The sequence below is a fragment of the Nannocystis sp. RBIL2 genome (assembly GCF_026626745.1).
In the GTDB taxonomy this organism is placed as follows: domain Bacteria; phylum Myxococcota_A; class Polyangia; order Nannocystales; family Nannocystaceae; genus Nannocystis.
The window spans coordinates 1,351,840-1,378,134 of the sequence record NZ_JAPNJW010000001.1 but is presented as its reverse complement, the minus strand read 5'-3'; the positions used below and the strand labels follow the sequence as shown (position 1 = coordinate 1,378,134).

Genomic DNA, 26,295 nt, shown 5'->3' with positions numbered 1-26,295 from the left:
TCGTTCGGACAGGCGAGCTAGTCGCGCCAGTCGACGCGCAGGGGCATCGTAGCGAGCTCCTGCGGGTGATAGGCCCGCCTGGCCGGGGCGCAGCCGCGCCACACGAGGGTGACGCGATCGGCATCTGGCTCCAAGACCATGGTGTGAAGGACAGGTTCGGTTGCGTCGAGGCGACCGTCGCGGCCGTCGGTGTGCAGCCGCGGCGCCGGGGGGATGACGAGGGTCCAGCGGGCGCGGGTGGGGTGGACGCCCTGGAGCTCGACGAGCTCGCCGCCGCGGAGGTGGGCGAACTGCAGGCCGAGCGGCGCGCCGCAGGCGATCTCGTAGCGGAAATCGAGGCTGGTCCGGCCGGTGCCGTCGGTCAGGAGCTCGGGGACGAGGCCGCGCTCGACCTCCAGCGGGGGCTCGTCGAAGCAGTCGACGATCGGGACCAGGCCGCTGAAGGCGACGCGCGGGTACCAGTCGTAGTGGACCCACCCGCCGGCGTGCGGCAGCGGCAGGCGGTGCCAGTTGTCGAGCCAGTCGCCGACGATGCGCTCGGGGGTGAGGAGGTCGGACGGATCTTCGAGCTGCGGCAGCTCGAACTCGTCGACGGTGCCCGGGTCGAGCTCGAGCAGGTAGCCGCGGCCGACGGGGTTGCGCGGGTAGAGGAAGGGCGAGGCCGCGTCCGGATCGACATCGCCGAGCCCCTTGCTCCACTCGGGGCTGCGCAGGGGGTTGCCGTGACGGGCCTCGGCGCCGTGGTCCCGTCCGCCGTAGGCGAACACGGGCGACAGCGGGACCTTGTCGATCGGCTGCGGGTCGGAGAAGCGGAGCCGGCCCTGGCCGATCGAACAGGTGCGCTGGCCGACGACCGCGATCCGGTGCTCGTGGCCGGCGACGCGGACGAGGACGTCGAGCCGGCGGGCGCGCTGGCGGCCGTAGGCGTGGCCGAGCAGGACGACGTCGGTGCGCGGCTTGTAGGCGTGGAGGTCGGTGTCGGCGGCCAGGAGCGCGGGGACGTCGGGATCGTCGAGCGGCTCGGCGAACAGCGGGATTTGCTCGTCGGCAGGGACGCAGCGGCCGTCGGCGCCGACGTCGTAGGTGCGCTTGGCCAGCACCGAGAGCATCGGCTCGCCCGAGGGGAGGACGTCGGAGAGCTGCTGGACGGTGGGGCTCGGGCGGGTTTCGACCTGGCGCATGGGACAGATGAAGGGGAGGGCGACCTGGCGCGAGGGACAGAGGATGAGAGGGAGCGACCTGGCGCGAGGGACAGGAATTGGACCTGGCGCTTGGGACAGGAGCTTCAGGGCCGGCAGACGGGCGGCGGCGCGGGGCCGATGCTCGGCGGTCGGCGCGGGGACGGGGGCGGCTGGGGTGGGGGCGGGGGCGGCTTGCCGAACTCGTCGACGACGTTGTTGTTGAGGTAGTCCTGGGCGCCGCTGGTGGTGGCGCCGCCGGGGGTCCACCAGCCGAACGCGCCGTTGGCGTCCATGCCGAGCGGGCCGCCGAACAGGAAGCCGGACACCGCGCCGACGGCGTTGTTGAGGATCGGGTTGGCGGCCTCCCGGCTGGGGCGCATGAAGGCGGGGAACATCTTGAGGAAGGCGTCGGCGCGGGCGCGGTTGGCCGCGGCCAGCTCGCGCGCCATCTGGTTGATCACCTTCTGCTTGACCGTGCCGCGCAGGAGGTCCTTGGCGGCGGCCTTGGTCATCGCCGAGTTGAGGAAGCGGTTGGCGATCTTGTCGCTGAGCTTGCCGAGGAGCTTGTTGAACAGCCACTGCAGCGCCCAGTCGATGGCGAAGCTGAGGAGGCCGTGGAAGAAGTCGCCCCAGGTCATGCCCGCGTAGTGGGTGTTGAAGGCGATGACGATGCCGGGGCGCTTGGGGAACGGGGTGCCGCAGTTGAGGTTCAGGTTGAGGCAGGCGTACGGGATGATGCACACCGCCGCGGGCTTGCCCTCGGCCTTGTACTCGGTGGTGCCCCAGTACGACTTCGAGGCGCTGAAGAGGATGTCGAGCGGCAGCAGATACGACGGCGTGCCGATGTGCGGGATGCCGGGGCCGATGTCGCTGCCCTTCTGGACCAGCGCGCCCCAGCTGGTGCTGTGGCTGACCGCGCGCTGATAGGTGCCCTTCCAGCCGCACAGCAGGTGGAAGGCGAAGTACGGGACGGGCGCGGGCAGCGGCGCCGGCGAGCCGATCGGCCACGGGATGTGGAGGTCGTAGCCGATCATCGGGTGGAAGTCTTTGAGGACGGCGAACGGCACGGGATGTCCCTCAGAACATGTCCTTCAGCGCAGGGCGACGAGCTCGCACACGCGCTTCTCCAGCGGGTTCAGGACGTAGCGGAACGGGTAGCGGTAGGACACGAACACGCGCAGCAGATCGGGCTCGACGCCGATCTGGTCGATCGCGGGGGTCTTCTCGGCGGCCTCGTCGCCGAACGCGAGGCGCACGCGCAGGAGGTTGTCGGGCAGGTGGAAGACGAGCGGGCCGTCCTCGCGGACGCCGGTGAGCGAGACGCGATCGCCGGGCTTGACTGCGGGGATGATGAGCTGCGGGAAGGCGGCGTTGTAGAAAGTGGGCCGCAGGACGGTGAGCATGCCGCTGTCGGGGTCGAACTCGAGGCTGCGGCGCATCCGCGGGCCGAAGCCCTGGCCGGGGCAGCAGGTGCCGACGGGCTCGGGGCGGTCGTCCCAGCGCGCGCACAGGGCCGCGGGATCTTCGATGTTGGGCAGCGGCTGGCCCTCGGCGGCGCGCTCGTCGGCGTAGTAGCCGCGGCCGCCGGGGTTGTCGGGGAAGGCGACGGCGAGGCCGTCCCACTCGAAGCTGCCGCCGAAGCTGCGCTCGAGGGTCAGCGGCATGACGCGGAACGGCTCGGGCGCGCTCGGGACCAGGCCGCGCGGGCCTCGCTTCCACACGCGATCGCCGAACACGGTCAGGCGGCTGCGGAAGGCGGCGCCGACCCGCAGGTCGAGGTCGACGCGCGGGACGGGCCGGGCCGAGCGGGCGGCGCCGAACACCAGCAGGTCGATCCCGCCGCGGTAGAACAGCTCGTCGCCCGGCAGCGGGCCCTGCGGGCTGTCCCATGGGGCAGGTGAAATCTCCCACGCCTGCTCGCGGGCGACGCGGAGGCGGTCGCCGACGATGTCGTAGGTGATCCGCACCGCGACGGAGCCGAACAGCCGGCGCTCGTCGATGCCGCCGCGGAACAGGCGGGCGTGGTACGGCGAGCGGTTGTCGAGCTTCACGGGCGCCTCTAGCAGTTGACGAGCACGCGCTCGCCGTCGATCCGGACGTCGTCGTTGGCCTCGACCCGGACGTCGCCGAGCTCGGCGGTGATCGTCTGCACGCGCGCGGTGCTGCGGAGGTCGCCGGCGGCGATGAGCTCGAGGTCGCCGCCGGTCGACAGCGACAGCGCCTCCTCGGAGCGCAGGGTCAGCTTCTTGGCGTCGAGCACCAGCTCACCGGCGGCCTTGAGGGTCAGGCCGGCGCCCTCGAAGCGCAGCACCGGGCCGGTCTCGCGGACCTCGATCGCCAGCACGACCTTGCCGTCGCGGCCGAACAGCTCGAGGGTGTCGACGGCCGGGTCGCGGCGCAGCTCGACGCGGTGCTGACCGACGAGTTCGAGGGCGGTGGCCGGCGCGTCGTGTTCCTCGGGCATGCGGTGATGCTTCCACAGAAACGACTGCGGGGGCGGCGGCGCAGCGAGGGCCGCACGCGCGCGCGGGCGCTCGTCAGCGCGCGCACTCGAAGTGGGTGACCTGGCCGCGCACGACCGCGACGCGGTGGACGATCGGCGCGGCGGGCTCGTCGGGGTTGAAGACGCGCACCTCGTGCTCGCCGGGCGCGAGGGTGAGCACCATCTCCGAGCCGGGCATGCAGCTGCCGCCGCCGACGTCGCAGCGCTGGGTGCAGCGCAGGGCGAGCGAGCCCTGAGTACGCGAGGTGAGGATGGAGGCGCTCAGGCCGACGAGGATCAGGACGCCGACGACGAGGGCGAGGGTGGGGGCGCTGGCGCCACGTCGCGGCTGCGCGTCGACCGGCGCGGCGGCGCGCGCGGGGCCGCTGGGGCGCACGATCCACGGGCCGAAGAGGAAGCAGAGGACGGCGGCGCCGATCAGCCACCAGCTGGGCCCGGTGGCGACCGTGACGCTGTCGCCAGAGCCCTGCAGGAAGGCGTGCAGGGCGTCGTAGTCGGCGCGCGCAGAGGCCTCGTCGGTGACGCCGAGCGCGAGCTCGCGGCCGCTGGCGTCGATCAGCACGGTGACGCCGCGTGTGCCGGCCCGGCCCGCGTGGGTGTCGAAGCGGTGATCGACGATCGCGTCGAGCGGAATCTCCCGGGTGCGCTCGAAGCCGAGGAGCCCGGCGGCATAACTGCAACTGCCGCGCGCGCGCTCGCAGCGGAGCTCGTTGCGGTCGAGGCCGGCGAGCAGCAAAAACCCGCCGACGAACACGACGACGAGGATGCCGAGGATCTGCTGGCCGCGCGGGGAGAGAGCCATGCGGGCGATGGTACGCGAGCCGCCGGCGCAGGCGAAGCAGGCGCGCGAGCGAGCGGAGCGGGCGGGTGAGGGGATGAGCTGGCCCGATGGACAGGTCACCGGCCTCGCTTCACGGCTTCAGGGCGCGCGGGGCGAGACGAACGGCGCGGGCGACGACGCAGACCCAGCTGCTGCTCGGGCGATCTCGGCGCCGACCGACTAGGACGCTCCGAGGACCACGGCTCAGGCCGGTGGGCGCGTACAGGCGAATCGGGCTGGTTTTTCGGACAGGCTGTCCGAAGGGGCAGGCCCGAGCGACCTGCCCCTCGGGACAGGCTCTAGCGCCGGGCGATGACGCCGGCGAAGAAGAAGTCGAGCGGGACGCCCTCGTCCTCGCGGAAGCCGTCCTCGAGGTGCGAGCCGAACAGCTCGATCATCGCGTCCTTGATCTCGCCCTCGAGCGCGGACAGGGCCGGGTGGGTGATGTAGCCGGTGTCGAGCAGCCAGCGGGTGGCGTCGACGCCGGACTTGAACCACAGGCGAAAGTTGTGCTGCCAGCAGGTGTCGATGACGAGGCCGCCGCGGCCGAGCAGGTCGAGCACCGGATCGATCTCGCGGGGCGTCGGCGGCTCGGCGACGGTGTCGAGCTCGAGGTGCTCGGCGAACTTCTGGTAGGTGGCCATCGCCTGCGGGGCGCTGGTGGCGAGGCTGGTCAGGATGCCGACGCGGCCGCCGGGGCGGACGAGGCGGCCCATCGCCGGCAGCACGCGCGGCCAGTCGAGGTAGGCGAGGGCGAACCGCATCGACACGACGTCGAACGAGTGAGCGGGCGCGTCGGCGATGAAGTCCTCGGCCTTCGAGCGCACGGGCAGCAGGTGCAGGCCCTCCTCGGCGGCGCGCTCGACGGCGAGGCGCAGCATGTTCTCCGAGGGGTCGACGGCGACGGTCTCGCCGGGAGCGATGAGCCGCATCATCGGCAAGGTGGCGGCGCCGCTGCCACACGCGAGGTCGACCAGGCGCTCGCCGCGGCGGAGGTGCAGGTCGCGCGTGAGCCGGTCGTTCGGCGTCTTGACGTTGGGGCTCCAGAGGTCGTCGTAAAACTCGGCGACGCGGTCGTACGTCGACTGGAAGTAATGATCGAGGCTCTGCACGCGCCGCAGCGATACACCGAAGCCGACCCCCGTGCAACGTTCGTGGAGGCTGTGCAGCCGCGGATCCTGAAGCTCTGTGCAGGTGCGCAACGGCTCGCGCAGTCACCCCTGCAGGGCCCCCAGCGGCCGCGACAGAACTAAAACATCGGCGACAGAAGTACGACGCGCCGTGTCACCGGGCCGTGCTTCAGGCGGCCTCGGAGATGTCCCGCGGGAGCGAGCCGCGGCACACCAGCACCTCGGCCGGCGGGAAGTTGGGCACGACGATCTGCCGCCGCTGCTCGGCGAAGTAGCGGCCGAGGTATTGGCCGAGGTGAAACTGCGAGAAGCCCCGCGAGGTGCTGTAGACGATCACGTGCGCGTGCAGGTAGCCGTACTGCACGAACACGCCGCCGGGCGCGAGCACCCGCGCGACGCTGTCGAGGATCGCGTCGCGCAGGTCGGGCGGCAGCAGGCTCATGCCGAGGCACGAGACGATCGCGTCGACCGGACCGGCGTGCCCGGCGGCCGCGAGGTGGGTGCCGAGGTCGGCCGCGCTGCCGTGGATGGCGACGAGCCGCGGGTCGGGCAGGCGCCGCGCGGTCGCCTCGAGCAAGGGGCCGTCGATCTCGACCCCGTACAGGCGGGCGTCCGGCCGCATGGCCGCGAGCAGCTTCTCGGTGACGGTGCCGGTGCCGGTGCCGAGCTCGATGACGCTGCGGGCCCGACCGAGGTCGGCGCCCTGGACCAGCGCGTCGACGAGGAACCGCGAGCTCGGCACGAAGGAGGCGGTCTGGTCCCAGTCACGCCAGCCGTTGAGGAAGAAGTGCCAGGCGGCCCGCATCCGATCGATCGAGGAGGTCACAGGGCGGCGATTGTAACCGGCCGCAGCCGTTTGTCACGGCGAGGCGGAGCTGCCCTGCGCGTGCGCAGCCGCCTACGCATGCGACCCCCGATCCCGGCGGCAGAGGCGCGTCAGTTGTGGACCTCGTAGACCTCGCCGCACTCGCTGACGCGTGGGCCCTGACGGTTCTCGACCGGGCTCGTGCGCGGCTTCAGGGGCCGCAAGTTGGGCGGCAGCTCGAGCTCGGGCCAGATCTCCATCATCGCCTCGACGACGCCCGGATCGAACTGACTTCCGCCTAGCTTGCTGACCTTCTCCGCGGCGATCCGCGGCTCCATGCCGGCGCGGTAGATGCGGTCGGAGACCATCGCGTCCCAGCAGTCGGCGACGCTGACGACGCGCACGCTCGGCGGGATGTCGTCGCCGCGCAGACGGTCGGGGTAGCCGGTGCCGTCCCAGCGCTCGTGGTGGTGCAGGGCGAAGCGCCGCAGCTCGGCGAGCTCGGGCGACTTCTCGAGGATCTTGCCGCCGAGCACGGTGTGCTGGCGGATGACCTCGATCTCCTCGAGGGTCAGCGCGCCGGGCTTGTTGAGCACCTTGTCGGGGATGCCGATCTTGCCGACGTCGTGTAACAGAGCGCCGAGCTCGATGGTCCGCAGGAGCGGCCGCGCGAGCTTCATGTGCTCGGCGATCCGCACCGCGAAGTAGCTGACGCGCTCGGAGTGGCCGCCGGTGTAGAAGTCCTTGGCGTCGATGGCGGCGACCAGAGTGCGCACGGTGTCGATGAAGAAGCCGTGGACGCGGGTCTCGAGCGAGCTGCTCTTGGTCGCCAGCTCTTCGTTGAGGCGGGTGAGGTACGACTCGTAGTGCTGGGCCCGCAGCAGGTTGCCGACGCGGGCCTTGAGCTCCTCGGGGAGGAAGGGCTTGACGAGGTAGTCGCTGGCGCCGCGCCGGAGGCCGCGCACGCGGTCGCGGCCGTCGGCGCGGGCGGTCAGCAGCAGCACCGGCACGCGCTCGAAGTCGGGGTCCTTGCGCAGCTGCTCGACCAGCTGGAAGCCCGAGAGCTTGGGCATCATGACGTCGGAGATGACGAGCGCGGGCCGGACTTCGCGGACTTTCTGCAGGCCCTCCTCGCCGTTGGTGGCGGTGTAGACGTCGTGCTGCGGCGCGAGCAGGCGCTCGATGACGCGGACGATCTCGGGGTGGTCGTCGATGACGAGGATCCGGCTGCGCTCGCCGCGAGCGGCCAGCAGGTGCTCGCCGAGCAGCGGGACGGCGCCGGGGAACGACAGGTCCGCGGTCGGCATCGTCGCGTCGAGCAGCTCGACCCGCTCGATCGCCGGCAGACGCTCGATCCGCGTCATGCTCATGGCCGGCATGGCGAGGATGTCCTCGGGGACAGGAATGGCCAGCATCGACTCGCCCGGGGCCGGCTGCGCCGGGGCCATGCCGACCAGCTCGGTCGGATCGAGCGGCCGGCTCGGCAGCTCGACGGTCATGGTGGTGCCGCGCCCGGGGCTGCTGTCGACCACGACCTCGCCGTCGTGGCGGTTGACGATCGTCTTGACCAGCGCGAGGCCGATGCCCGTGCCCTCGAAGGCGCGCGTCGAGGTGGCGTCGCCCTGGAAGAACGGGGTGAACAGCTTGGCCTTGACGGTGTCGTTCATGCCGATGCCGGTGTCGCTCACCGACAGGCGCACGCGCTCGCCGTCGACGCCGACGCCGACGCTGACGCGACCCCCGGCCGGGGTGAACTTGATCGCGTTGCTGATCAGGTTGCGGGCGACCTTGCCGAGCTCGCGCCCGCTGCCGAGGACGACCACCGGCTCGGGCGGCGGGTCCCACTGCAGGACCAGCTTGCGCTGGCGCGCGGTGCTGCCGAACGCCTTGACTTGCTCGTCGACGACGGTCCGCAGGTCGACCGGTTCGCGCGCGAGCGGCTGGTCGCGCGCGCCGTACTTCGAGTAGTCGAGGAGGTCGTTGATGAGGTCGTAGAGCTGCCGCGTGGCGGTGTGCATGTCCTCGAACACCTGCCGGACCTCGCCGCGCGCGTTGCCGGCGAGCAGGCCCTCGAGCGGGGTGAGGATGCAGGTCAGCGGGGTCCGCAGCTCGTGCGACATGTTGTCGAGGAACTGGCTCTTGGCCCGGTAGGCCTCCTCGATCTCGCGGTTCTTCTCCGAGACCTCCTGGTAGCTGTGGGTGATGCGCTCGTAGACGCTGCGCAGCTCCTCGTTGGTCTGCAGCTGGGCGAACGCTGCGTCGAACAGGCGCCGGCGCAGGCGGCGGTTGAAGTAGGCGCCGACGGTGACGGTGGTGGCGGTCGAGATCAGGAAGATGCTGTTGGCGGCGAACACCGACCAGTCCCACTGCGCCAGCGGCACCGGGTCGAGCGCGATCAGCAGGCCGACGAAGGTGAGGTAAACGGCGGTGGAGGTGACGAGGACGTGCAGCGGGCCGATCGGGACGAACACGCCGACGGCGATCAGCGTGAGGGTGATGCCGGCGTAGTAGTGGCTCTTGTGGCCGAGGTTGAGCGCGCTCATCAGGCCCATGAAGGAGCCGATGAGGTACATCGCCAGGGCGCACACGCTCTCGACGTAGCGCTGGAACCGCGGCCGCTGGCTGAACTTGAGCAGGGCGACCATCACCAGCGCGAGCGCCAGGCGCATGGCGAAGAACTTGGCGACCAGGGCCGGGTCGTCGAGGCTGATGATGTCGAGGACGCCGAAGCCCAGCATCAAGGCGATGCCGAGGTAGGTGACGCGGCGGTAGCCGGCCGCGACGTCCTCCCGCACGCGCGCGGCGAAGCCCTCGTCGCGCGACAAGGTGCTCTCGCTGACGGTGGGGAGGTCGCTCCTGCTCATCGATGGCCCACGGCGATGATCGCCTGCGGCGGGTCGCCGAAGGCGGTGACGGTCTCGACGCGGCGGAAGCCGGCGCGCTCGACCATCATGGTCAGCTCCTCGCGGGAGAAGAAGGCGAACTGGCCCTCCTCGGCGAGGATCGAGAGGAACGCGGCGCTGCTGAGGAAGGCCCGCACGTCGCGCAGGAAGGTCCCGCGGTCGACGCCCGGCGGCAGGGGCATGTTCGGGTCGCTCTGCAGCCGGTGCAGCAGGTTCTGGTAGATCCGGCTCATGTCGAAGTCGGGCTGCATGGTCGACACGACGATCCGCCCGCCCGGCCGGACCACGCGGTGGAGCTCGCGCAGGACCTCGATCGGGTTGCTCAGGTAGCTGAGCACCAGGCTGCAGGCGACGCGGTCGAAGGTGGCGTCGCCGAACGGCAGGCGCTCGACCTGATCGCCTGGCCGAATGGACAGGCGCGCGAGCTGCAACTCGTCGACCGCCGGCGCCTGACCGCGCTCGAACCGCGGCCGCGCGTCGCGGACGAGGTCCTGCGGGCCGAGCCGCCCGCGCAGCCAGCGGGTCATGCGGTTGAAGTCGAGGGCGACGTCCTGCTCGTCCGCCGGCAACGCGGCGGCGAGGTACGCGAGGTCCTGCTTGTCGAGCTCCCGCCCGCGCAAGACGTCGTGCAGCCGCCAGTCCTCCGCCGCCTTCCACATGTCGATCGAGTAGCCCGTGAGACCCTTGATGATGCCCCTTAGCGCGTCGTAGCCGTAGAGCTCCCCGGCGAGGAAGCGCCGGAGGGTCCGCACCGGGCTGATGTCGATGTTGACGCAGTGCCGCGCGACCTCGGGCAGCGCGAGCCCGCGCTCGTCCGCCAGGGCGCGGAGCTTGCGCTCGGCCTCGTCGAGGGCGCCGGGCACGAAGTCGACGAGGTTCAGCCGCGCGCACGGCGGCCGTCCGCGGGCGCCGCGGCGGCGCAGCAGCCGGGCGGAGAGGTTGCCGGTGCCGCAGCCGAGGTCGCAGACGACGTGCTCGGGCCGGACGTCGAGCAGCTCGAGCTCGCGCTCGATGAACTCGTTGTACTCGTCGCAGGCGTTGAGGACGTCGTAGGCGAGCTTCGAGCTGCTGTCGCCGAGCAGGTACTCCTGCCAGTAGCGGCGCCGATCGGGCAGCGGGCTCTTGGGGACGCGCCGCCACTCGGCGTTGCGGGCCCGCACGAGTTCGCGCGGGTCGGGCGTGATCGGGTCGATGTCCTCGCGGAAGAGGAAGCGCCAGATCTGCCGCACCGCGGTGTGGAACAGGGTCAGCGCCTCGACGCTGGACAGCGGCATGTGGCCGCAGTCGAGCTCGACGAGCTCGCGCGAGCCGGGGGCGGCGACGGCCATGAACTCGCGGATCGTGGCCGGGTCGATCCACGCGTCGAAGCGGCCGAGCAGCCAGGTGACGGGGATCGGGATCTCGGCGATCTCGCGCTTGGCGTCGGCCATGAAGGCGAGGCCCTCGCGCAAGAGATCGGCGCAGAAGTGGTCGATGTCGCCGGTGACGCCGAGGATGTTGGCGATTCCGCTGAGCTTGCCGCTGGCGTGCTGCGACACGTAGTCGATGCCGCCGGAGGCGTTGCGGATGACCTCCTGGGCCGCGGGGGCGCCGTTGATGCCGAGCCAGTAGTGAACGCGCTTGCCTTTGTCGTGCCACACCGCGCGGCGACCGACGACGCCCTGCAGGCTGAACGAGACCAGCACGACCTGGGTCGGGGAGAAGATCGGGTTGTCGTAGACGTAGTCGAGGGTGGCCTGGATGTCGTCGACGGCCTGCGACAGCGACATGCGCATGGCCTCGCGCCCGTGCTCGCGACAGTCGGGGTCCTTGTAGCTCTCGCCGAGGTTGCGCACGCCGTCGAAGCGCAGCACGACGACGTCCTGGCGCCGGCGGGCGAAGTTCTCGACCAGAGTGAGCGCGAGGCCGGAGGTCGACTCCTTGCGCTTCGAGTGGGCCGGCGGGATGATGATCACCGGCGCGAGCAGCTTGCGCCCGTCGCCGCGCGGGGTGGTGTTGAGGATGGCGACGATGTCCTCGCGCCGCCGGTTGGGGTAGCGCACCACCTCGACGCCGCCGGCGCCCGGCCCGGTCGGCGCGGGGGCCTTGCGCGGGATGAGCCGGCCGATCAAGAGGCCCATCTTCTCGACGAAGCCGAGCGACTTCTTCTCGGAGGCGCCGCGCGGGCGCACGCCCTTGGTGAAGGCCTCGTCGGCGATGCCGAAGTCGAGGCCGACCCGCAGGTACTCGACGGCGCCGGCGTCGCCCTGGACCGCGGTGACGTGCATGACCTGGCCGGTCTTGCGGGTCTCGCCGTCGCCGTTGGCGCCGCTGACGACGACCTCGCGCAGCGGGGTGCCGGGCAGCAGCAGGGCCTCGTCGGGCCGCATCCTGAAGGCGAGGCCGGTGGCCGAGATGTCGAGCACCTCGCGCCGCAGCTTCTTGCCCGGAGGATACGGCAGCGGGATCGAGACGAACATCTCCTGCGGGCCGGGCGAGCGCCGCTGCGAGCGCCGCAGCTCGAAGCGGGTGAGGTTGGCCGGCACCTCGAGCGTGACGCGGGCGCCGCTGCGGTCGAGCACCTGCGAGTGCGCGTGGGCGTTGAATGTGCCGCGCGTCAAGGTGATGTGGACGTGATCGCCGACGGCCGGCAAGCGCGCCGCGGCGTCCCGCAGCTGCACGAACATCGCGGCGCCGCTGACCTGAAACAGCTGCAAGTCGACGAGCTCGCCGACGTCGCGCTGAAACAACAGGCCGGGCACGGGGCCCTCGGCGATCATGTCGCGCAAGGTGTTGGCGACCGAGGCGACGCCGCTCACGACCTGCACGTTGCGCGGGTCTACGTGTCGCGGGCTGTCCTCCATGATCTCGGCGATCTCCGCCAGCAGCCGCCCGAGGACGTAACGGTGGATCTGCTCAGACGCGGCCTCGCTGAGGTCCAGAAACTGCAGGCCGACCCCGAGGCCATGCGGCGACAGTGCGGCTACGCGGACGACACGCGCGGACACGTCGACGGCCTGGTCGCTGCCGAGCAGCGCGACCGACAGGAGCAATTGACTGGGCAAGTGCGCGTGCTGGTCGGGCAACGCGACGAAGGCCCCGCCGTCGGAGACGTTCAACACCCGACCGCTGCCGACGTTGGCGACGGTGCACACGAGCGTGCATGCCACCCGAGGGTAGACGCGGCGATCTCCGGGACGGCCGTAAGGTTGTACGTTCACGCGCCCATCCTACCGAAGCCCGACCCGCCAGCCCGAGGCCGCGGACCCGAGATCGTACAACGACGCGCCGCGCCGTCCATCGCGCGCCCTCGCCCGCGTCAGCGGCCCATCAGCCGCCGCCAGTCGTCGCGCGAGCGGATCCGCAAGTAGCGGTTGGTCTTCCGTTGCGTACCCAGCGGGCTCGTGGGGGTCGGGCCGTAGTTGTGGCCCGGGTAAAGGACGACGTCGTCGCTCAGCGCGGCCAGCGGCCCGGTGAGGCTCTCGTACATCTGCTGCGCGTCGCCGCCCGGGAGGTCGACGCGACCGCAGCCGTCGACGAACAGAGTGTCGCCGGCGACGAGGCGATCGCGGACGAAGAAGCACTGACTCCCGGGGGTGTGACCAGGTGTGTGGATGAACGTGATCTCGACGTCGCCGAGCGCGAGCCGATCGCCGCCCTCGCGCCGCACGAGGTCGCCTTCGCTGACTCCGGTGACTTGCTTGAGCCCGTCGGCCTCGAGCTTGTGGACGTGGATCCGGGCGTCGACGCGGCCGATGAGCTCGGCGACGCCGCCGGGGACGCGGAACCCCATCATCCCGCCGCCGCAATGATCGGGGTGATAGTGAGTGACGAGCGCACCGACGATCTTCATGTCGTCGGCCTCGGCCAGGCGCACCAATGCGTCGGTGTCCCACGCGGGGTCGACGACCACGCAGGTCCGCGTGCTGCGGCTGCCGATGAAGTAGATGAAGTTGGCCATCGGCCCGATCGGCACTTGACGGAAGTACAGGTCGGAAGGCTCGCTCATGGCCGCGAAGATAGCCCGGGACGCGGTTTTACGCGATCGGGGTCGCATTTTTCCCAGGCCCGGCGAATTTCGTGCGGCGCGCGGACCCCTATGGCATACAATCGGCCGCAACGAAGAGGCCCCCCCATGCTCCGTACCCTCGCCGTCATCGCTCTATCGTCTGCCGCCCTGTCCGCCGTCGCCTGCAAGAAGGACAGCTCCAAGAGCCCCGGAGGCTGCGAGTCGGGCTATGTGCTGTCCGAGGGGAACATCTGCGTGCTGCAGAACATCGTCGACTACAATCAATGCGTCACCAACGCGGCGGCGCGCGAGAGCATCAATGTCGGCTTGACGAAGGAGATCCTCGGTCGACTGCAGCTCCAGTGGGTGGGTCCCAACATCGGTCAGTCGGCCGAGGCGCGCGGGCGGGCCGCCAAGTTCATCGAGCTCAACCCCGGCTCGTGCCGCGAGCTCGAGGTCGTGTGGGGCTGCTACGGGGTCGCCAACAAGGTCCAGGAGGCCGCGACCGAGCCGCCGATCTGTACGCCCTCGACCGGCTCGGCCGCTCCGGCCGCCGCTGCCGCGGGCTCGACGCCTCCGGCCGCCGCTGCGCCCGCCGAGCCGGCGCCCGCGCCGAAGTGAACCGCCGCGCGGCGGTGCGACCGGTCACTGTTTGATCTGCCAGCAGGGCCGAGGCGGTCGTGACGACCGCTTCGGCCCTTCGCGCGTCCGGCGGCGTGCGCTTCCCCGATCACCGCGGTCGGACCGAGCCGCGCCGGGCGCCGCTCACCGGAGCGCCAGATCGATCAGCAGACCGAGCAGGAACAGCAGGCCGAAGCGGCGGTTGTAGCGGAAGGCGTAGGCGACCAGATAGGTCGGCCAGATGTGCTTCGGGAACCCGGGCGGGCAGGTCTCGGGCCGCGGGCGGGCGAACACTGCGGCGGTGTCGCGCAGCAGCGGCGCTGCGGCGAGCACGATCAGCAGCGGCCAGCCGAGCGCGCCGCGCCACACCAGCGCGACCACTGCGAGCAGCTGCAGGGCGAGCATGACGGTGACGCAGCGCCGCGCGAGCGGCTCGCCGAGCAGCACCGGCAAGGTGAAGATGCCCTTGGCGCGGTCGGCGGGCAGCTTGTCGGTGTGCTTGCCGAACAGCACTGCGGTCGGGCCGAGCGCGTAGGCGCTGCCGATCAGCGCGGCGTCCCAGCTCCACTGGCCGGCCGTGCAGAGGTAGGTGCCGCCGACCATCAGCGGACCCCACACCAGCAGCACGGTCGGCTCGCCGAGGCCGATGTGTTTCAAAGGCCAGGTGTAGAACAGCACGAAGAAGACGCCGGCGAGCATGAGGCCGAGCGCGGTGGTGCCGGTCGCGGCGATCAGCCACGCGCCGGCGGCGAGGGCGACCGCGCCGGTGATCGCGGTGTAGCGCAGCACGTCGCGCACGCTCATGAGGCCGTGCTCGAGCGGCTGGGGGCCGTACTGGGCGCGGAAGTAGTTGCCCTTGTCGACGCCCTGCAAGTGATCGGTGAGGTCGTTGACGAGGTTGTTGGTGGCGTGCGCGAACACCAGGCCGATCAGGCAGGCGAGGAAGTTCAGGCCGGAGAAGTGACCGTCGCGCGCGGCCAGGATCCCGCCGATTCCAGCGGACACGATCGTCATGACGAACACGGCCGCTCGCGTGGCGACGAGCCAGCGACTCACGACGTCGAGGCGGTCCCACTCGTCCTTGCTGAGCCGCGGGATGATCTGCAGCGCCCGAAACCACATGCGCAGGTCGAACATGCGCGAAGCTTGCCGAACCCGCGGGCCGGGTGCGAGCGCCGAAGCAGGCGCCGCGAGCGCCAGGGTCGTGCGCGGGGCCACGTACCCCCGTGGGCGCGAGCGCGGGCCGCGCGGCCGGGAAGTCGCCCGCGGCCCGGTGAGCCTCTACACTGCTCGGCATGCCCATGTCTCAGCTTTGGCCGCGTATGGCCTGGCTCCCCGCGCTCGCGCTCGCGGTCGGCTGCCAGGACAACTACGAGATGGTGACCGCTGCCCTCAACACTGTGTCGGAGTCGTCGCCTGTCACGGGGACCGAGACCGACGCGACCGGCGCGACGGGCACGGAATCGACGACCGCCGACGTGCCGACGACGACGGCGGTGCCGACCACGAGCTCCGAGGGCAGCATGAGCGACAGCAACTCGGGGACCACCGAGGCGACGACGTCGACCACCGCGACGAGCGAGACGACCGGCTGGGATCCGACGGCGACCACCGGGCCGCCGGCGACCTGCGACGCCCCCGACGACTGCACGGGGATGGGCGAGGGCGACCTCTCGACCTTCGTCCTGCCGTTCTTCCGCGGCGAGGTCTGCTACGCCGACAAGCTGCGCCCCGGCGACGGCCTGCCGATCAGCTGGAACCCCTGCGTCCACCCCTGCATCGACCCGCAGAAGAGCGGCTGGCGCTATCTGGTCCGCTGCTCGGGCGGCGTGGGCTGCGAGATCGCGTTCCTGCAGTACTACCGCGAGGCCACCGGCACCGGCTGCCCGAGCGACGTGTTCGCCAAGTTCAACCAGGCCGGCTGCAAGTACCTCGGCCCGCACTACGGCCTCAGCGAGGGCCTCAAGAGCTTCGGCTACCCCGACGACAAGCTGCTGGTCCCGTTCATCACCAACGAGGACGCGACGGCCGTCAACGCGCTCGAGCCCGCGGCCGACGTGTGGACGCGCATCGACGGGCACACGCAGTCGCCCGACCGCTACATCCCGCTGTCGGTCAGCGCGGACAACCCGGCCCCGCCGACGCAGTGCGGCCCGGGCGTGCCCGGTTGCACGTGCAAGGAGATCGGGTTCTAGGCGGAGAAGCGGGGGCTCACCTGTCCTGGCGGACAGGTGAGCTGCGCGGTTCATGTCGCGTCGCTGCTGGCGACACGCCATGAACCGCATGTCTTGAAGGACATGTGAAATCGACGGCGACCTGTCTCGCGGGACAGGCGGCCCGCGCTCGCGTCAGTGCGCGTGGCCGTGGCCGTGCGAGTGGCCGTGGCCGTGGCCGTGCGGGCGCAGCTGCGCGAGCTGCTCGTCGAACAGCGGGCAGCGCCGCTGCGCGCACGGGCCGGGGTCGTCGATCTGCAGGGTGGTGTGGACGACGCCGAGGTGCTCGCGCAGGACGTGCTCGGCGCGGGCCAGCAGGTCGCCGGGGGCCACACCTGGCTCCGGGACCAGGTGAGCGGTGAGCACCGGCGCGCCGCCGATGCTCCACAGGTGGAGCTCGTGGATCTCCGACAGCCCGGCGAGGCCGCGCAGCTCGGCCTCGACGCGCTCCTGCGGGAGGTGGGTCGGGGCGAAGTCGAGGAGGGCGCGGGTGGCGTCGCGCAGCACGCCCCAGGCGCTGAAGAGGACGAGGACGGCGATGCCGAGGCTGAGGATCGAGTCGGCCGAGTGGATCGCCCAGGTGGAGGCGAGCACGGCGGCGACGATGGCCCCGAGCGAGCCAAGGGCGTCGGCCAGCATGTGGATGAGCGCGCCGCGGATGTTGAGGTTGTCGCCGCCGCTGCGCGCGAGGTACCAGGCCGAGGCGAGGTTGACGACGAGGCCGGCGACGCCGACCACGAGCACGGGCTCGGGCTCGAAGTGGGTGTCGCCGGTGCTGAGGCGACCGATCGCGCTGTGGACGATCAGGGCACAGGCGAACGCGAGGAACAGGGCGTTGGCGAAGGCGCCGAGGGCCTCGGCGCGGGCGAAGCCGTAGGTGCGGCCCTGCACGGCCGGGCGCAGGGCGAACTCGGAGGCGAGCAGGGCGAGCCCCAGGGCGGCGACGTCGCTGACCATGTGCGCGGCGTCGGAGAGGAGGGCCAGCGAGCCGCTGATGAACGCGATGACCGTCTCGAGCCCGAGGAACGCGAAGTTGAGGGCGAGAGCGACGCGCAGGGCGCGTCGGGCGCGTTCTCGCGGGGCCCGCGAGTGGGTGTGGGTACCCATGGATCTGGCATCGGGCCGAAGCGCCGCGATGTCAAGCGAACGCGGGCAGAGGCGCGCACAGCGACCAAAAAGCCGCGGCCCCGAGGGCCGTCCCGCGCGCGGCGGGGAGGTCGTCGGGGCCGCACGTGCCGTGCGCGGCGAGAAGTTCTACCTCATGACCTGGGACATGGAAGGCTCACTGGATTCACCGCCGAGGTACCGGTCGCATCGCGCACGGAACCTTGATCGTCGAGGTTGGCCCAGCCCGTCGCGATGCGACCGGTACCTCGGCGATCAGTGAATCCTGGAACAGCCTTCCTTGTGACGAATGACGTGCAGAACGCTCGGGCGGCGCAACGCCGCCCCGGTGCAGAGCACCGAGCTAGACCTGACCTCCTTCGCACACGCGCAGCACGAGGAGGACGATACCAGAAAAAGCGACGGCCGAGGAGCTGTTCGCGCCTCGGCCGTCCGTGCATCGTTGACCTGTCGTGGAGGATCTACCTCAAGACCTGGGACATGGAAGGCTCACTGAACTCGCCGTCCGTAGCCCATACGGGCCGCGCACGGAACCACGATTGGCGAGGTTGTACCAGCCCGTCGCGGCCCGTATGGGCTACGGACGATCAGCGACGTTCTGGAATAGCCTTCCTTGTGATGGATGGTGGGGAAGACGCTCGGGCGGCGCAACGCCGCCCCGCTGCAGAGCAGCGAGCTAGACCTGTCCTCCTGTGACTGGGCCGCGAAGCACGAACTGGTTCCTACCACAGGGCCGCGGGGCTTGGGAAGAACCCCTTTTCGCGCGGCCCGTGCACATGCAATCAGGTCAATCCGGGTAGGCGCGGATCCGGACCTCGAGGCGGCGGAAGCCGGCGATGCCGCCGAAGCTCGCGCCGATCTGCACGACTTCGACGGTCTCGAGCATGTCGGGGAACTTGACCGACGGCGGCGGGAGCTTCTTGAGCGCGTCGGCGAACGCCTCGTCGAACGAGAGCTTGTTCGAGTAGCCGATCGCCTCGCGGTAGCGGACGGCGATGTCGCCGAGGATCCCCGCCTTCTCGCTGGCGGTCAGCGGCCGCGTCTCGAGCGGGGCCGAGTTCTCCTGCGCCGGGGGGTTGGTGTCGAAGCCGGACGGCGGGGGCGGCGGGATCGGGGCGTTGGTGTCGCCGTCGCTGTCGGGGAGGGTGACCTCGACGTCGCCGCCGCTGAGGCTGAGGACGATGTCGACGAGGTCGTCGCGCGTGAACTCGACGTTGACGTCGTCGAGGCCCTCTTTGTGGCGCACGCGGATGACGTCGGGCGGGCGGCCGATGCTGAAGATCTCGCCGTAGCGGAACGGCGTGGCCTTGGGCGGGGCGTCGGCGGCGGTGGGCCGGGCGCGATGCGTGAGCGCGAAGGTCGGGACGGCTTCGCCGGCCTGGTGGCCGATGTCGATCTCGTATTCGGTCGACGGCAGCTCGCCCTCGGCGACGATCAAGAGCTGACTGTGAGAATAAAACGCGTGAAGGTTGGTGCGGGTGGCGTACTCGCGTTGTTCAGTCATGACTCTGGGGTCCCCGACTCCGACAGGATAACAGACCGGCCCCGGGAAAACTCCCTGCGCGATCTCGCTTCGCAAAACTGGCGCGGCGACCCGGTCACGGCGCCTCGCCGGCGCAGTCGGCGGTGGCGCACAGGCGGATCGCGTCGGCGCCGACGCGGAAGGCTGCCGTGGTGATGCCGTCGAGGTCGCTGCCGGCGAGGCCGTGGCGGACCTCGACCCGCGCGATGCCCTCGGTCGTGGGGCGCAGCTTCCAGGTGTTGCTCGCGGTCTCGCCTGCAGCGACCTCGGCGGTCCAGGCGGCGGGGCCCGCGAGCTCGAAACAGTCGGGGCGCAGCTCGACGGCGACGGCGCCGACGCTGCCGCTACCGCCGCCGCGCAACTCGGCCGAGATCTCGAGCGCCGATCCCTCGCGCACCTCGTAGCGGAGCGTCAGCTCGACCGTCGCCTCGGCTCGCTGGATCTGCGCGCTGCCGGCCAGCACGCGCGGACCCGGCGGCGGTGCCGGGCTGTGGGCGCATCCGAGGACCAGCAGGACGAGGAGGGCGACGAGGCGGACCGACACGCGGGGACAGTAGCGTGGTTGGAGTCAGATGTCCGAAAAGACAGCCTCGACGACGAGGCTGCGAGGCGCGAATTCGAGCGGCCGCGTTCGCGGTGCGAGATCGTCGAGGACGAGGGTTCGCAGCCGCGATCGAGATGCAGTCGTCGTGCGATCAGAACCACCGGACCGCGACGGCGTTGCAGGCTGGCGATGTCCAAGTCGCGTCCGTCCTCGCAGGTCCCGTTCGTGTTCACGATGTTCGCGTTGCTCGTCACGAGCGGATGTACCGGCAAGGGCGAGCCCAGGCGCGAGGCGTCGGCGTCCAGCGAGCCGGCGAAGGCCGAGGCGAAGGTAGAAGCGAAGGTAGAAGCGAAGGCGGAGGCGGCGGTGCCTGGAGGTCTGGGTTGGGTGATGACCTCGGGGTCGGTGAAGCTCGAGGTGTTGCCGCAATTCGAGGTCCTCGATCGGCGCAATGGCACGCTCGATGTCCATCTGTTGCTGCGGTTGCGTGGCGAGGGCGAGGTCGTCGGCGAGCGGCCGCCGCTCGACCTCGCGGTGGTGCTCGACCGCTCGGGCAGCATGGCCGGTGAGAAGCTGCTGGCGGTCAAGCAGGCGACGCTCGATCTGCTGAAGGAGTTGAAGCCGCACGATCGATTGACGCTGATCGCCTACGACAGCGAGGTCGAGGTGTTGACCGAGCGCGTGGTCGCTGACGAGGCGGGCCTCGCGGCCGCGCGCAAGGCGGTGCTGGCGATCACCGACCGAGGCGGCACCGCCCTCGGTCCGGCGCTCTTCCGCGGGTTCGAGGTGTTCGATCCGAAGACGCGCAAGGAGAGCGAGCTGCGCCACCTGATGCTGCTGTCGGACGGCCAGGCCAACGAGGGCGAGAAGGACCCGCTGGTGCTCGGGCAGCGCGCGCGCGAGAACTTCGGCCACGGGGTCAGCGTGTCGACGCTCGGGGTGGGGCTCGACTACAACGAGGAGCTGATGACGCGGCTCGCCGACCAGGGCGGCGGGCGCTATCACTTCATCCAGGGGACCGACGCGATCTCGCGGGTGTTGTCGGACGAGTTCGCCGGGCTGGTGGCGACCGTGGCCTCGGGGATCGAGGTGACGATGCAGATGGCGCCGGGGGTGCAGGTGCGCCAGGTCTACGGCTACTCGTGGCAGGAGACGCCGCAGGGCGCGTCGATCTTGGTCGGCTCGCTGGCGGCCCAGCAGGTGCGCGAGATCGTGGTCAAGCTGCAGGTGAACTTCGGGACAGGCGCGACGGGACAGCTCGCGCTCGGGACGATCGATCTCAAGGCCAAGGACCAGACCCAGCAGGGCCGGCCGGTCGACGGCAAGCTGGCGCTGTCGGCCCCGACCAGCGCCGACGCCGAGGAGGTCCGCCGGTCGGAGCGCACCGAGGTGACGGTCCGCGTGGCCGAGGTCGAGAGCGCGGCGCAGATGCAGGCCGCCGCGGTCGCGGTCGACAGCGGCGACTACGACAAGGCGCGCAAGGTGCTGAAGGACAGCGTGGTCGCGCTCGAGCAGCAGCAGAAGGTGACGCCGAGCCCGAAGCTGAGCAAGCAGATCGAGGAGCTCAAGGAGGCCGAGTCGGGGCTCGACATGGCCAGGCAGAGCGCGGAGCAGGCCAAGATCTACGGCAAGAAGTCGAAGGCGAAGGCGTACAAGCTCGGCAAGTGAGGCGCGGGCGCCGGGTGATTCGTTGCCGACCCGGCGCTGCGAGGGCGCCGGGCGCTAGAACACGCGGTTATAGCCGTTGAGCGCGGCGACCCGGTAGGCCTCGGCCATGGTCGGATAGTTGAAGGTGGTGTTGATGAAGTAGCGCAGGTTGTTGGCCTCGCCGCTCTGGGCCATGATCGCCTGGCCGATGTGGATGATCTCGGCGGCCTGATCGCCGAAGCAGTGGACGCCGAGGATCTGCAGGGTCTCGCGGTGGAACAGCAGCTTGAGCACGCCGACGCGGATGCCGGTGATCTGGGCGCGGGCGAGGTTGCGGAACAGGGCGTGGCCGACCTCGTAGGGCACGCCTTCCTGGGTCAGCTCGCGCTCGGTGCGGCCGACCGAGCTGATCTCCGGGTCGGTGTAGATGCCGGTCGGGATGTCCTTGACGAGGCGGGCGTCGCACTCGCCGTGGAGCAGGTGGGTCATGGCGAAGCGGCCCTGATCGTAGGCGGCGGAGGCGAGGCTCGGGACGCCGACGACGTCGCCGACGGCGTAGATGTGCGGGTGGACGCGCGTGCGATAGACGTCGTCGACCTCGATCTGGCCGCGGCTGTTGGGCTGGATGCCGATCGCCTCGAGGCCCATGTCCTGGGTGTTGCCGGTGCGCCCGTTGGCCCACAGCAGGATGTCGGAGCGCAGCTTCTTGCCCGACTTGAGGTGGACGACGACGCCGTCGGGCTGGGGCTCGATGCGCTCGTAGATCTCGTTGTGGCGGATCAGCACGCCCTGATCGCGCAGGTGGTACGACAGGGCGTCGATGATCTCGTCGTCGAGGAAGGCGAGCAGCTTGTCGCGGTTGTTGACGAGGTTGACCTTCATCTCGAGGCCGCGGAAGATCGAGGCGTACTCGCAGCCGACGACGCCGGCGCCGTAGATGGTGATCGACTGCGGGGCGCGCTCGCGGCCGTGGTGGCCGAGGCCGAGGATGGTGTCGCTGTCGAAGATCCGCGGGTGCGAGAAGTCGACGTCCGGCGGCCGGTAGGGGCGCGAGCCGGTGGCGATGACGATGCCGCCGGCGCGCAGGCGCGGGCGCGCGCCGCCGGGCTCCTCGACCTCGATCGTGTGCGGGTCGGCGAAGCGCGCCTGGCCGGTGAAGACCTCGACGTGGTTGCGGTGGTAGAAGCTGCGCCGCAGCTCGACCTGGCTGTCGATGATGCGCCGCGCGCCGGTGAGGAGCTGGGGGAACGTGACGACGTGGCCGGCGACGAGGTCGGCGAACAGCGGGTTCTGGCGCACGCTCTTCAGCGTCCGCACGGCCTCGCGCAGGGCCTTGCTGGGGATCGTGCCGAGGTGTGTGCAGGCCCCGCCCACGGCGCGGTGGCGCTCGACGAGGGCGACGCGTCGGCCGGCCTTGGCGGCGAGCATGGCGGCCCCCTCGCCGCCGGGGCCGGAGCCGAGGACGACGACGTCGAATTCGAGGCCGCTCGGCCGGACGGGGACGGAACCAGATGGCGAAGAGGACAGGTTGGGCTCGGCGGTCACGCGGGCTCCTCGGGCGCGCAAAGCTTACCAGGCCGCGACGCGCGTGCAGCCGCGAGCGGCAGAGACGGCGTCGCAGCGGTCGGACGTCGGCCCGCTCGTGCACGTCGGGCTCCAAGCGCGTGCGAGAGCGCGTCACGCACGAGCGAGGCTGGGTCGCGCGTCACTCGCTCGAGTCGAGGCGAGCGTGGGCGTCGCTCAGGAGGGCGGGATGTGCTCGGGCACCCAGCGCATGCCCATGCCAGCCGGCAGCTTGAGCTCGAGCTCGCGGTCGAGCACGATCGCGCTGATCTTCTGACCGTCGACGATCGTGCCGTTGAGGCTGGCAGTGTCGACGGCCCAGATGTCGCCCTCGTCGAGCAGCAGCACCAGGTGGACGCGCGACAGGCTGTGGCTGGCGCCGGCGAGCTGGCAGCGCTCGTAGCGGCCGATCAGCATGCCGCGCTCGAGGTCCTCGGCGCACACGCGGTGGGCGATCTGGGTGTTCTCGGCCGAGAGCAGGATGGTGCCGACGATCCGCCCGCCGGCGCCGGGCTTGGCGCGCAAGTGCTGGGCGGCCGGGAGCAGCGTCATGTACGTGTGCCGCCTCGCCCGACCCGCGGGCTGCGGGCGCCGCTGCTCGCGATTGGCGCGCTCGGGGATCCGGTGATCGAGGTAGACGCGCTCGGGGAAGGACTGCCAGGTGGCGTCAGCGCTGCTCTCCCAGCGGCTCGGGGCCAGCGTGCCGGTCGGGAACAGGAACAGCTGGTAGCCGAGCAAGTGGACGAACAGCGGGCCCTCGGCGAGGACCGACTTGCACACCTGGCCGTCCTCGGTGCGGAAGGTGTTCGACGAGTCGAGGTCGATGAGGCGCACGCGCGCCTCGCCGAGGCCCTGCTGGCTGACGCGCACGAGCGCGTGCCGCAGCGAGACGTCCTCGTCGTGGAGGGTGAGGCCGCAGCACTCGTGGCGACCGATGACGCCGAAGGCGCCCTGCTCGCTGAGGATCGGCAGGTGGACGTAGGCGGCGATCTTGCCGTCCTCCCGCGCGGCGACGCAGAGCAGGCCGTCCTTGTCGAAGGCGGCGTAGATCGGGTGAAGCTCGCGAAACATCGCCTTGAAGGTCGCGGCGAACGAGGTCCGCGGCTCGACCGGCGCGGCCAAGATGCGGGTCGCGCGGCTCCGCTTGTCGTCGTCTCCGTCTCCGTGAGCCTCGGCCATCCCGATGATGATAGCCGGGGCGATCGACGGCGGCGCGGGCGAATTTGCGCGCGCGCGTGCGTTCGCCGGCGCGGCGCAGTAGGGTGGTGTCGTGAGCCGGGGGCAGGAAGACATCGCCGAACGCTGGCGGCGCGAGGCCGTGCGCCGCGCGGCAGCGCTGTTCGGGCTCGCCTGCGCGGCCCTGCCGGTGCTCGACCAGTGCGAACAGCACAGCGTGATCGAGCAGATCGCCGCCGGGCTCCAGGCTGGCGCCCTGCCAGGCGTGCCGGCCTCGGGCTGGCTGTGGATCGGGTACTTCGCGGCGGTCGCGGCGGCCGCGGCCGCTCTGCTGGCGCGACGACCCTCACGCGCTCGCTGGCGCTTGTTCGCGGCCTGCGCCGGGCTCCATGTCTGTTACGCGATCGCGACCGGGCTGCGCCTCGCGGTGCTGGTGACGCTCGGCCTGTTCGCGTGGAGCTTCGTGGCGCTGCAGGCCGCCGAGGTGCTGGAGCGCGAGTGAAGGGGCGTCGCCAGGTGAACGACAGGACATGTTGTCGAGAGCATGTCCAGTGGGACATGCCCCCGAGGGCATGTCCTTCGAGCCAACCGTCAGTCGACCACGGAGGCCATCGGCGTCGGCTGGCGCGGGCCCTGGACGGTGCCTTCGGGGACGGCGAAGCCCAGCGATTCGACCAGGGCGCGGTCGTAGCCGCCCTCGACCCAGAAGCGGACCACGGCGGGCGGCGGGGTCAGGCCGAGCGCGGCGATCTGGCGCGGGTCGACGCCGAGGCCGACGAACTCGCCCTGGGCGCTGACCCATGCCGGATAGCCCTCGCCGGTGGTCTCGCCGGCGAAGCGAGCGGCGGCCAGGTCGCGCAGGCGTCGGCACACGTAGTCGCGCGGGAGGACTGCCAGCCAGAAGGCGCCGCCGCGCTGCAGGCGGGCGCGGGCGACGTCGCAGGCGTCGGCCTCGAACTCCGGGACGTCGGCGGGCAGGACCAGGGGGATGAACGGGGCGGCGGGGTCGGCGCGGAGGATGTCGAGCGCGACCTTGCTGTAAGAACAGGTGCCGATGACGAAGACGCGACCGACACCGGGGCGCAGCCAGCGGGCTGGATCGAGCAGCCAGGCGGCCGCGACGGCGACGAGGAGGCCGGCGGCCAGACCGGCGAGGAGAGGGCGATGGCGGCGCAACGAGCTCACAATGCGGCCATCCACTCGAGCTGCTCGAGCAGATCTTGCTGCAGATCCAGGCTCTGGCGGATCTGCGGGTCCGCCGGGTCGAGCCGGCGCAGCGCGGTGAGGTTGTCCGTGACGAGCTCGATCTCCGAGCGCAGGCTCGTCTGCCACTCGTCCTTGGTGCCGTGCATCGGCAGGCGGATGTCGCCGGCCTGGAACGCGTGATAGCGGGTGCGACCGTCAGGCAGCGGCGTGGGCCGGTCGAGCCAGGCGTTGCGGGCGATGCAGTCGGCGTAGGCGTGGCAGTCATCGGTGGCCTCGTCGCCGAGGGTGGGCCGGGCGTAGACGACGTGGCCGTCGCCGGGGCTCTGGCGCTCGACGACGACGCTGATGTCGGCCTTGCACATGGCCTCCATCTGCGCGAGGTGGCGGGCGCTGCAGTGCTCCTTGGCCATGGCGAACGGGCTGGCGCCGCCGTGGCGCATCTTCCACGTCTGGGTCGGGATCCACTTCGGGTCGGCCTCGGCCAGGCGGTCGAGGTCTTCGGGCGCGGCGGCGGCGGCGCGGACGGCCTCGAGGTCGACGTCGCCGAGGACCCAGGCGTCCCCGTCGCGCCGGGCGCCCTTGTTGGCGGCGTCGTAGTCCCGCGGCTGGACGCCGGCGATCTGTAGATAGGAGCCGTAGCCGGGCCCGGCCGAACGCGTGGCCGCGGAGGCCGTCGCCCCGCCGCGGAGGCCGCCGACGCGCTCGCTCGCCGCGTAGGAGAGCAGGGCACAGACGGCGGCGAGGCCGGCGAGGGTGAAGACCAGCTTCCTTGGGGACATTCCGAACCGCCGCTTCCGTGCTCGTTGTTCGGGGATCAGGGGGTCAGGCCGGCCTCGCCGGTGGCGGCCGGCGTGGGGGCTTTCTTGCCGCACGGCTGGCCGCCATTGAGACACTTGTAACCGGTGGCGTAGCAGCCCCACCAACCCTTGCTGGAGGTCGTCGCGCAGAACGCCGGGCCGCCCCAGGGATCCCACTTGCAGATGAGGCAGTTGCCGAACCAGCCGGCCGAGGGCTCGACGGGCTGCGACAACACGCCGGTGCCGAGAGCCAGGCTAAGGGAGAAACCCAAGGCGAATTTGGCGGTGCTGGTCATGGGTGGCCGACGGGGTATCTGGTCCGTGGGGTGCCTGGTGAGGGCATGGAGGGGATCGGCCCGAAGGGCCAGCGGCCCGTAAGGGCTAACGGTTGACGCGACCGGTCTCGATGCACCGGAGTGGGGCCGTCCACGCTTCAATGACCCTAGAGCAACGTCGACGCTAACGCTCGCGGTAGCGAGTTGCAATCATGCTCAGATGTATAGTGGCGGGTCAAGATTGATTGTACAAGCATGGAACGCGGCCGATCGCGG

General features: G+C 71.0%; 23 protein-coding genes. 4 read left to right on the top strand and 19 right to left on the bottom strand.

The features are described 5' to 3' along the window. Positions 1-17: 17 nt before the first annotated feature. The 10 genes from OV090_RS05440 to OV090_RS05395 form a co-directional block, all read right to left on the bottom strand. Positions 18-1,181 carry a DUF2169 domain-containing protein gene (locus tag OV090_RS05440; protein ID WP_267702405.1) on the bottom strand — a complete coding sequence of 388 codons (1,164 nt, stop codon included), beginning with the start codon at positions 1,179-1,181 and terminating at the stop codon, positions 18-20. Between the two features lie 104 nt (positions 1,182-1,285). Further along, a complete protein-coding gene (locus tag OV090_RS05435; RefSeq protein WP_267702404.1) occupies positions 1,286-2,248 on the bottom strand; it encodes a hypothetical protein in 963 nt (320 codons plus the stop codon). Positions 2,249-2,272: 24 nt separating this feature from the next. Next, entirely contained in the window at positions 2,273-3,232 is a 960-nt protein-coding gene (locus OV090_RS05430; RefSeq protein WP_267702403.1) for a DUF2169 domain-containing protein, read from the bottom strand. An 8-nt stretch (positions 3,233-3,240) separates the two neighbouring features. Next, complete coding sequence (locus OV090_RS05425) at positions 3,241-3,645, bottom strand: hypothetical protein (RefSeq protein ID WP_267702402.1); 405 nt, start codon at positions 3,643-3,645, stop codon at positions 3,241-3,243. A gap of 73 nt (positions 3,646-3,718) precedes the next feature. Then, a complete protein-coding gene (locus tag OV090_RS05420; protein WP_267702401.1) occupies positions 3,719-4,486 on the bottom strand; it encodes a hypothetical protein in 768 nt (255 codons plus the stop codon). A gap of 317 nt (positions 4,487-4,803) precedes the next feature. Then, positions 4,804-5,616, bottom strand: a complete 813-nt coding sequence (locus tag OV090_RS05415; RefSeq protein WP_267702400.1) for a methyltransferase domain-containing protein — start codon at positions 5,614-5,616, stop codon at positions 4,804-4,806. Between the two features lie 187 nt (positions 5,617-5,803). Continuing rightward, positions 5,804-6,460 carry an L-histidine N(alpha)-methyltransferase gene (locus OV090_RS05410; protein WP_267702399.1) on the bottom strand — a complete coding sequence of 219 codons (657 nt, stop codon included), beginning with the start codon at positions 6,458-6,460 and terminating at the stop codon, positions 5,804-5,806. 110 nt (positions 6,461-6,570) lie between these two features. Continuing rightward, a complete protein-coding gene (locus OV090_RS05405) occupies positions 6,571-9,303 on the bottom strand; it encodes an HD domain-containing phosphohydrolase (RefSeq protein WP_267702398.1) in 2,733 nt (910 codons plus the stop codon). Continuing rightward, the gene (locus OV090_RS50490; RefSeq protein ID WP_267702397.1) at positions 9,300-12,542 is read right to left on the bottom strand and encodes a PilZ domain-containing protein; all 3,243 of its coding nucleotides are present in this window, start codon (positions 12,540-12,542) and stop codon (positions 9,300-9,302) included. Before OV090_RS50490 ends, OV090_RS05405 begins: the two co-directional genes overlap by 4 nt. 98 nt (positions 12,543-12,640) lie before the next feature. Further along, on the bottom strand, positions 12,641-13,330 hold the full coding sequence (locus OV090_RS05395; RefSeq protein ID WP_267702396.1) for an MBL fold metallo-hydrolase: 690 nt from the start codon (positions 13,328-13,330) through the stop codon (positions 12,641-12,643). A 126-nt stretch (positions 13,331-13,456) separates the two neighbouring features. Here OV090_RS05395 and OV090_RS05390 point away from each other — a divergent pair, with 126 nt between their 5' ends. Next, the gene (locus OV090_RS05390; protein WP_267702395.1) at positions 13,457-13,951 is read left to right on the top strand and encodes a hypothetical protein; all 495 of its coding nucleotides are present in this window, start codon (positions 13,457-13,459) and stop codon (positions 13,949-13,951) included. A 144-nt stretch (positions 13,952-14,095) separates the two neighbouring features. On the opposite strand, the gene OV090_RS05385 is transcribed toward OV090_RS05390, so the two are convergent. Further along, complete coding sequence (locus OV090_RS05385) at positions 14,096-15,088, bottom strand: prenyltransferase (RefSeq protein ID WP_267702394.1); 993 nt, start codon at positions 15,086-15,088, stop codon at positions 14,096-14,098. Between the two features lie 185 nt (positions 15,089-15,273). Here OV090_RS05385 and OV090_RS05380 point away from each other — a divergent pair, with 185 nt between their 5' ends. Continuing rightward, entirely contained in the window at positions 15,274-16,146 is an 873-nt protein-coding gene (locus tag OV090_RS05380) for a hypothetical protein (protein ID WP_267702393.1), read from the top strand. Positions 16,147-16,299: 153 nt separating this feature from the next. Here the strand turns inward: OV090_RS05380 and OV090_RS05375 are convergent, their stop codons facing one another. The 3 genes from OV090_RS05375 to OV090_RS05365 all read right to left on the bottom strand — a co-directional run bounded on the left by OV090_RS05375 (position 16,300) and on the right by OV090_RS05365 (position 19,355). Next, complete coding sequence (locus OV090_RS05375; RefSeq protein WP_267702392.1) at positions 16,300-17,271, bottom strand: cation diffusion facilitator family transporter; 972 nt, start codon at positions 17,269-17,271, stop codon at positions 16,300-16,302. Positions 17,272-18,076: 805 nt separating this feature from the next. Next, positions 18,077-18,793: a hypothetical protein gene (locus OV090_RS05370; protein ID WP_267702391.1), complete on the bottom strand. Its 717-nt coding sequence runs from the start codon at positions 18,791-18,793 to the stop codon at positions 18,077-18,079. A gap of 94 nt (positions 18,794-18,887) precedes the next feature. Beyond that, the gene (locus tag OV090_RS05365; RefSeq protein WP_267702390.1) at positions 18,888-19,355 is read right to left on the bottom strand and encodes a hypothetical protein; all 468 of its coding nucleotides are present in this window, start codon (positions 19,353-19,355) and stop codon (positions 18,888-18,890) included. 189 nt (positions 19,356-19,544) lie between these two features. Between OV090_RS05365 and OV090_RS05360 the strand changes: the two genes are divergently transcribed. Next, complete coding sequence (locus OV090_RS05360) at positions 19,545-21,023, top strand: VWA domain-containing protein (protein WP_267702389.1); 1,479 nt, start codon at positions 19,545-19,547, stop codon at positions 21,021-21,023. Positions 21,024-21,077: 54 nt separating this feature from the next. On the opposite strand, the gene sthA is transcribed toward OV090_RS05360, so the two are convergent. Both sthA and OV090_RS05350 read right to left on the bottom strand, forming a co-directional pair. Continuing rightward, positions 21,078-22,529, bottom strand: a complete 1,452-nt coding sequence (sthA, locus tag OV090_RS05355; RefSeq protein ID WP_346660383.1) for a Si-specific NAD(P)(+) transhydrogenase — start codon at positions 22,527-22,529, stop codon at positions 21,078-21,080. Positions 22,530-22,742: 213 nt separating this feature from the next. Beyond that, a complete protein-coding gene (locus OV090_RS05350; protein WP_267702387.1) occupies positions 22,743-23,744 on the bottom strand; it encodes an FHA domain-containing protein in 1,002 nt (333 codons plus the stop codon). Between the two features lie 91 nt (positions 23,745-23,835). On the opposite strand from OV090_RS05350, the gene OV090_RS05345 reads away from it, so the two are divergent. Continuing rightward, positions 23,836-24,243 (top strand): hypothetical protein, encoded by a 408-nt coding sequence (locus tag OV090_RS05345; protein ID WP_267702386.1) that lies wholly within the window; start codon positions 23,836-23,838, stop codon positions 24,241-24,243. An 89-nt stretch (positions 24,244-24,332) separates the two neighbouring features. On the opposite strand, the gene OV090_RS05340 is transcribed toward OV090_RS05345, so the two are convergent. From OV090_RS05340 to OV090_RS05330, 3 genes are read right to left on the bottom strand one after another with little or no spacing between them, the layout of a single operon-like run. Continuing rightward, positions 24,333-24,917 (bottom strand): hypothetical protein, encoded by a 585-nt coding sequence (locus OV090_RS05340; RefSeq protein ID WP_267702385.1) that lies wholly within the window; start codon positions 24,915-24,917, stop codon positions 24,333-24,335. A gap of 5 nt (positions 24,918-24,922) precedes the next feature. Beyond that, positions 24,923-25,726, bottom strand: a complete 804-nt coding sequence (locus OV090_RS05335) for a hypothetical protein (RefSeq protein WP_267702384.1) — start codon at positions 25,724-25,726, stop codon at positions 24,923-24,925. A 35-nt stretch (positions 25,727-25,761) separates the two neighbouring features. After that, entirely contained in the window at positions 25,762-26,016 is a 255-nt protein-coding gene (locus tag OV090_RS05330) for a hypothetical protein (RefSeq protein ID WP_267702383.1), read from the bottom strand. Between the last annotated feature and the right edge of the window lie 279 nt (positions 26,017-26,295).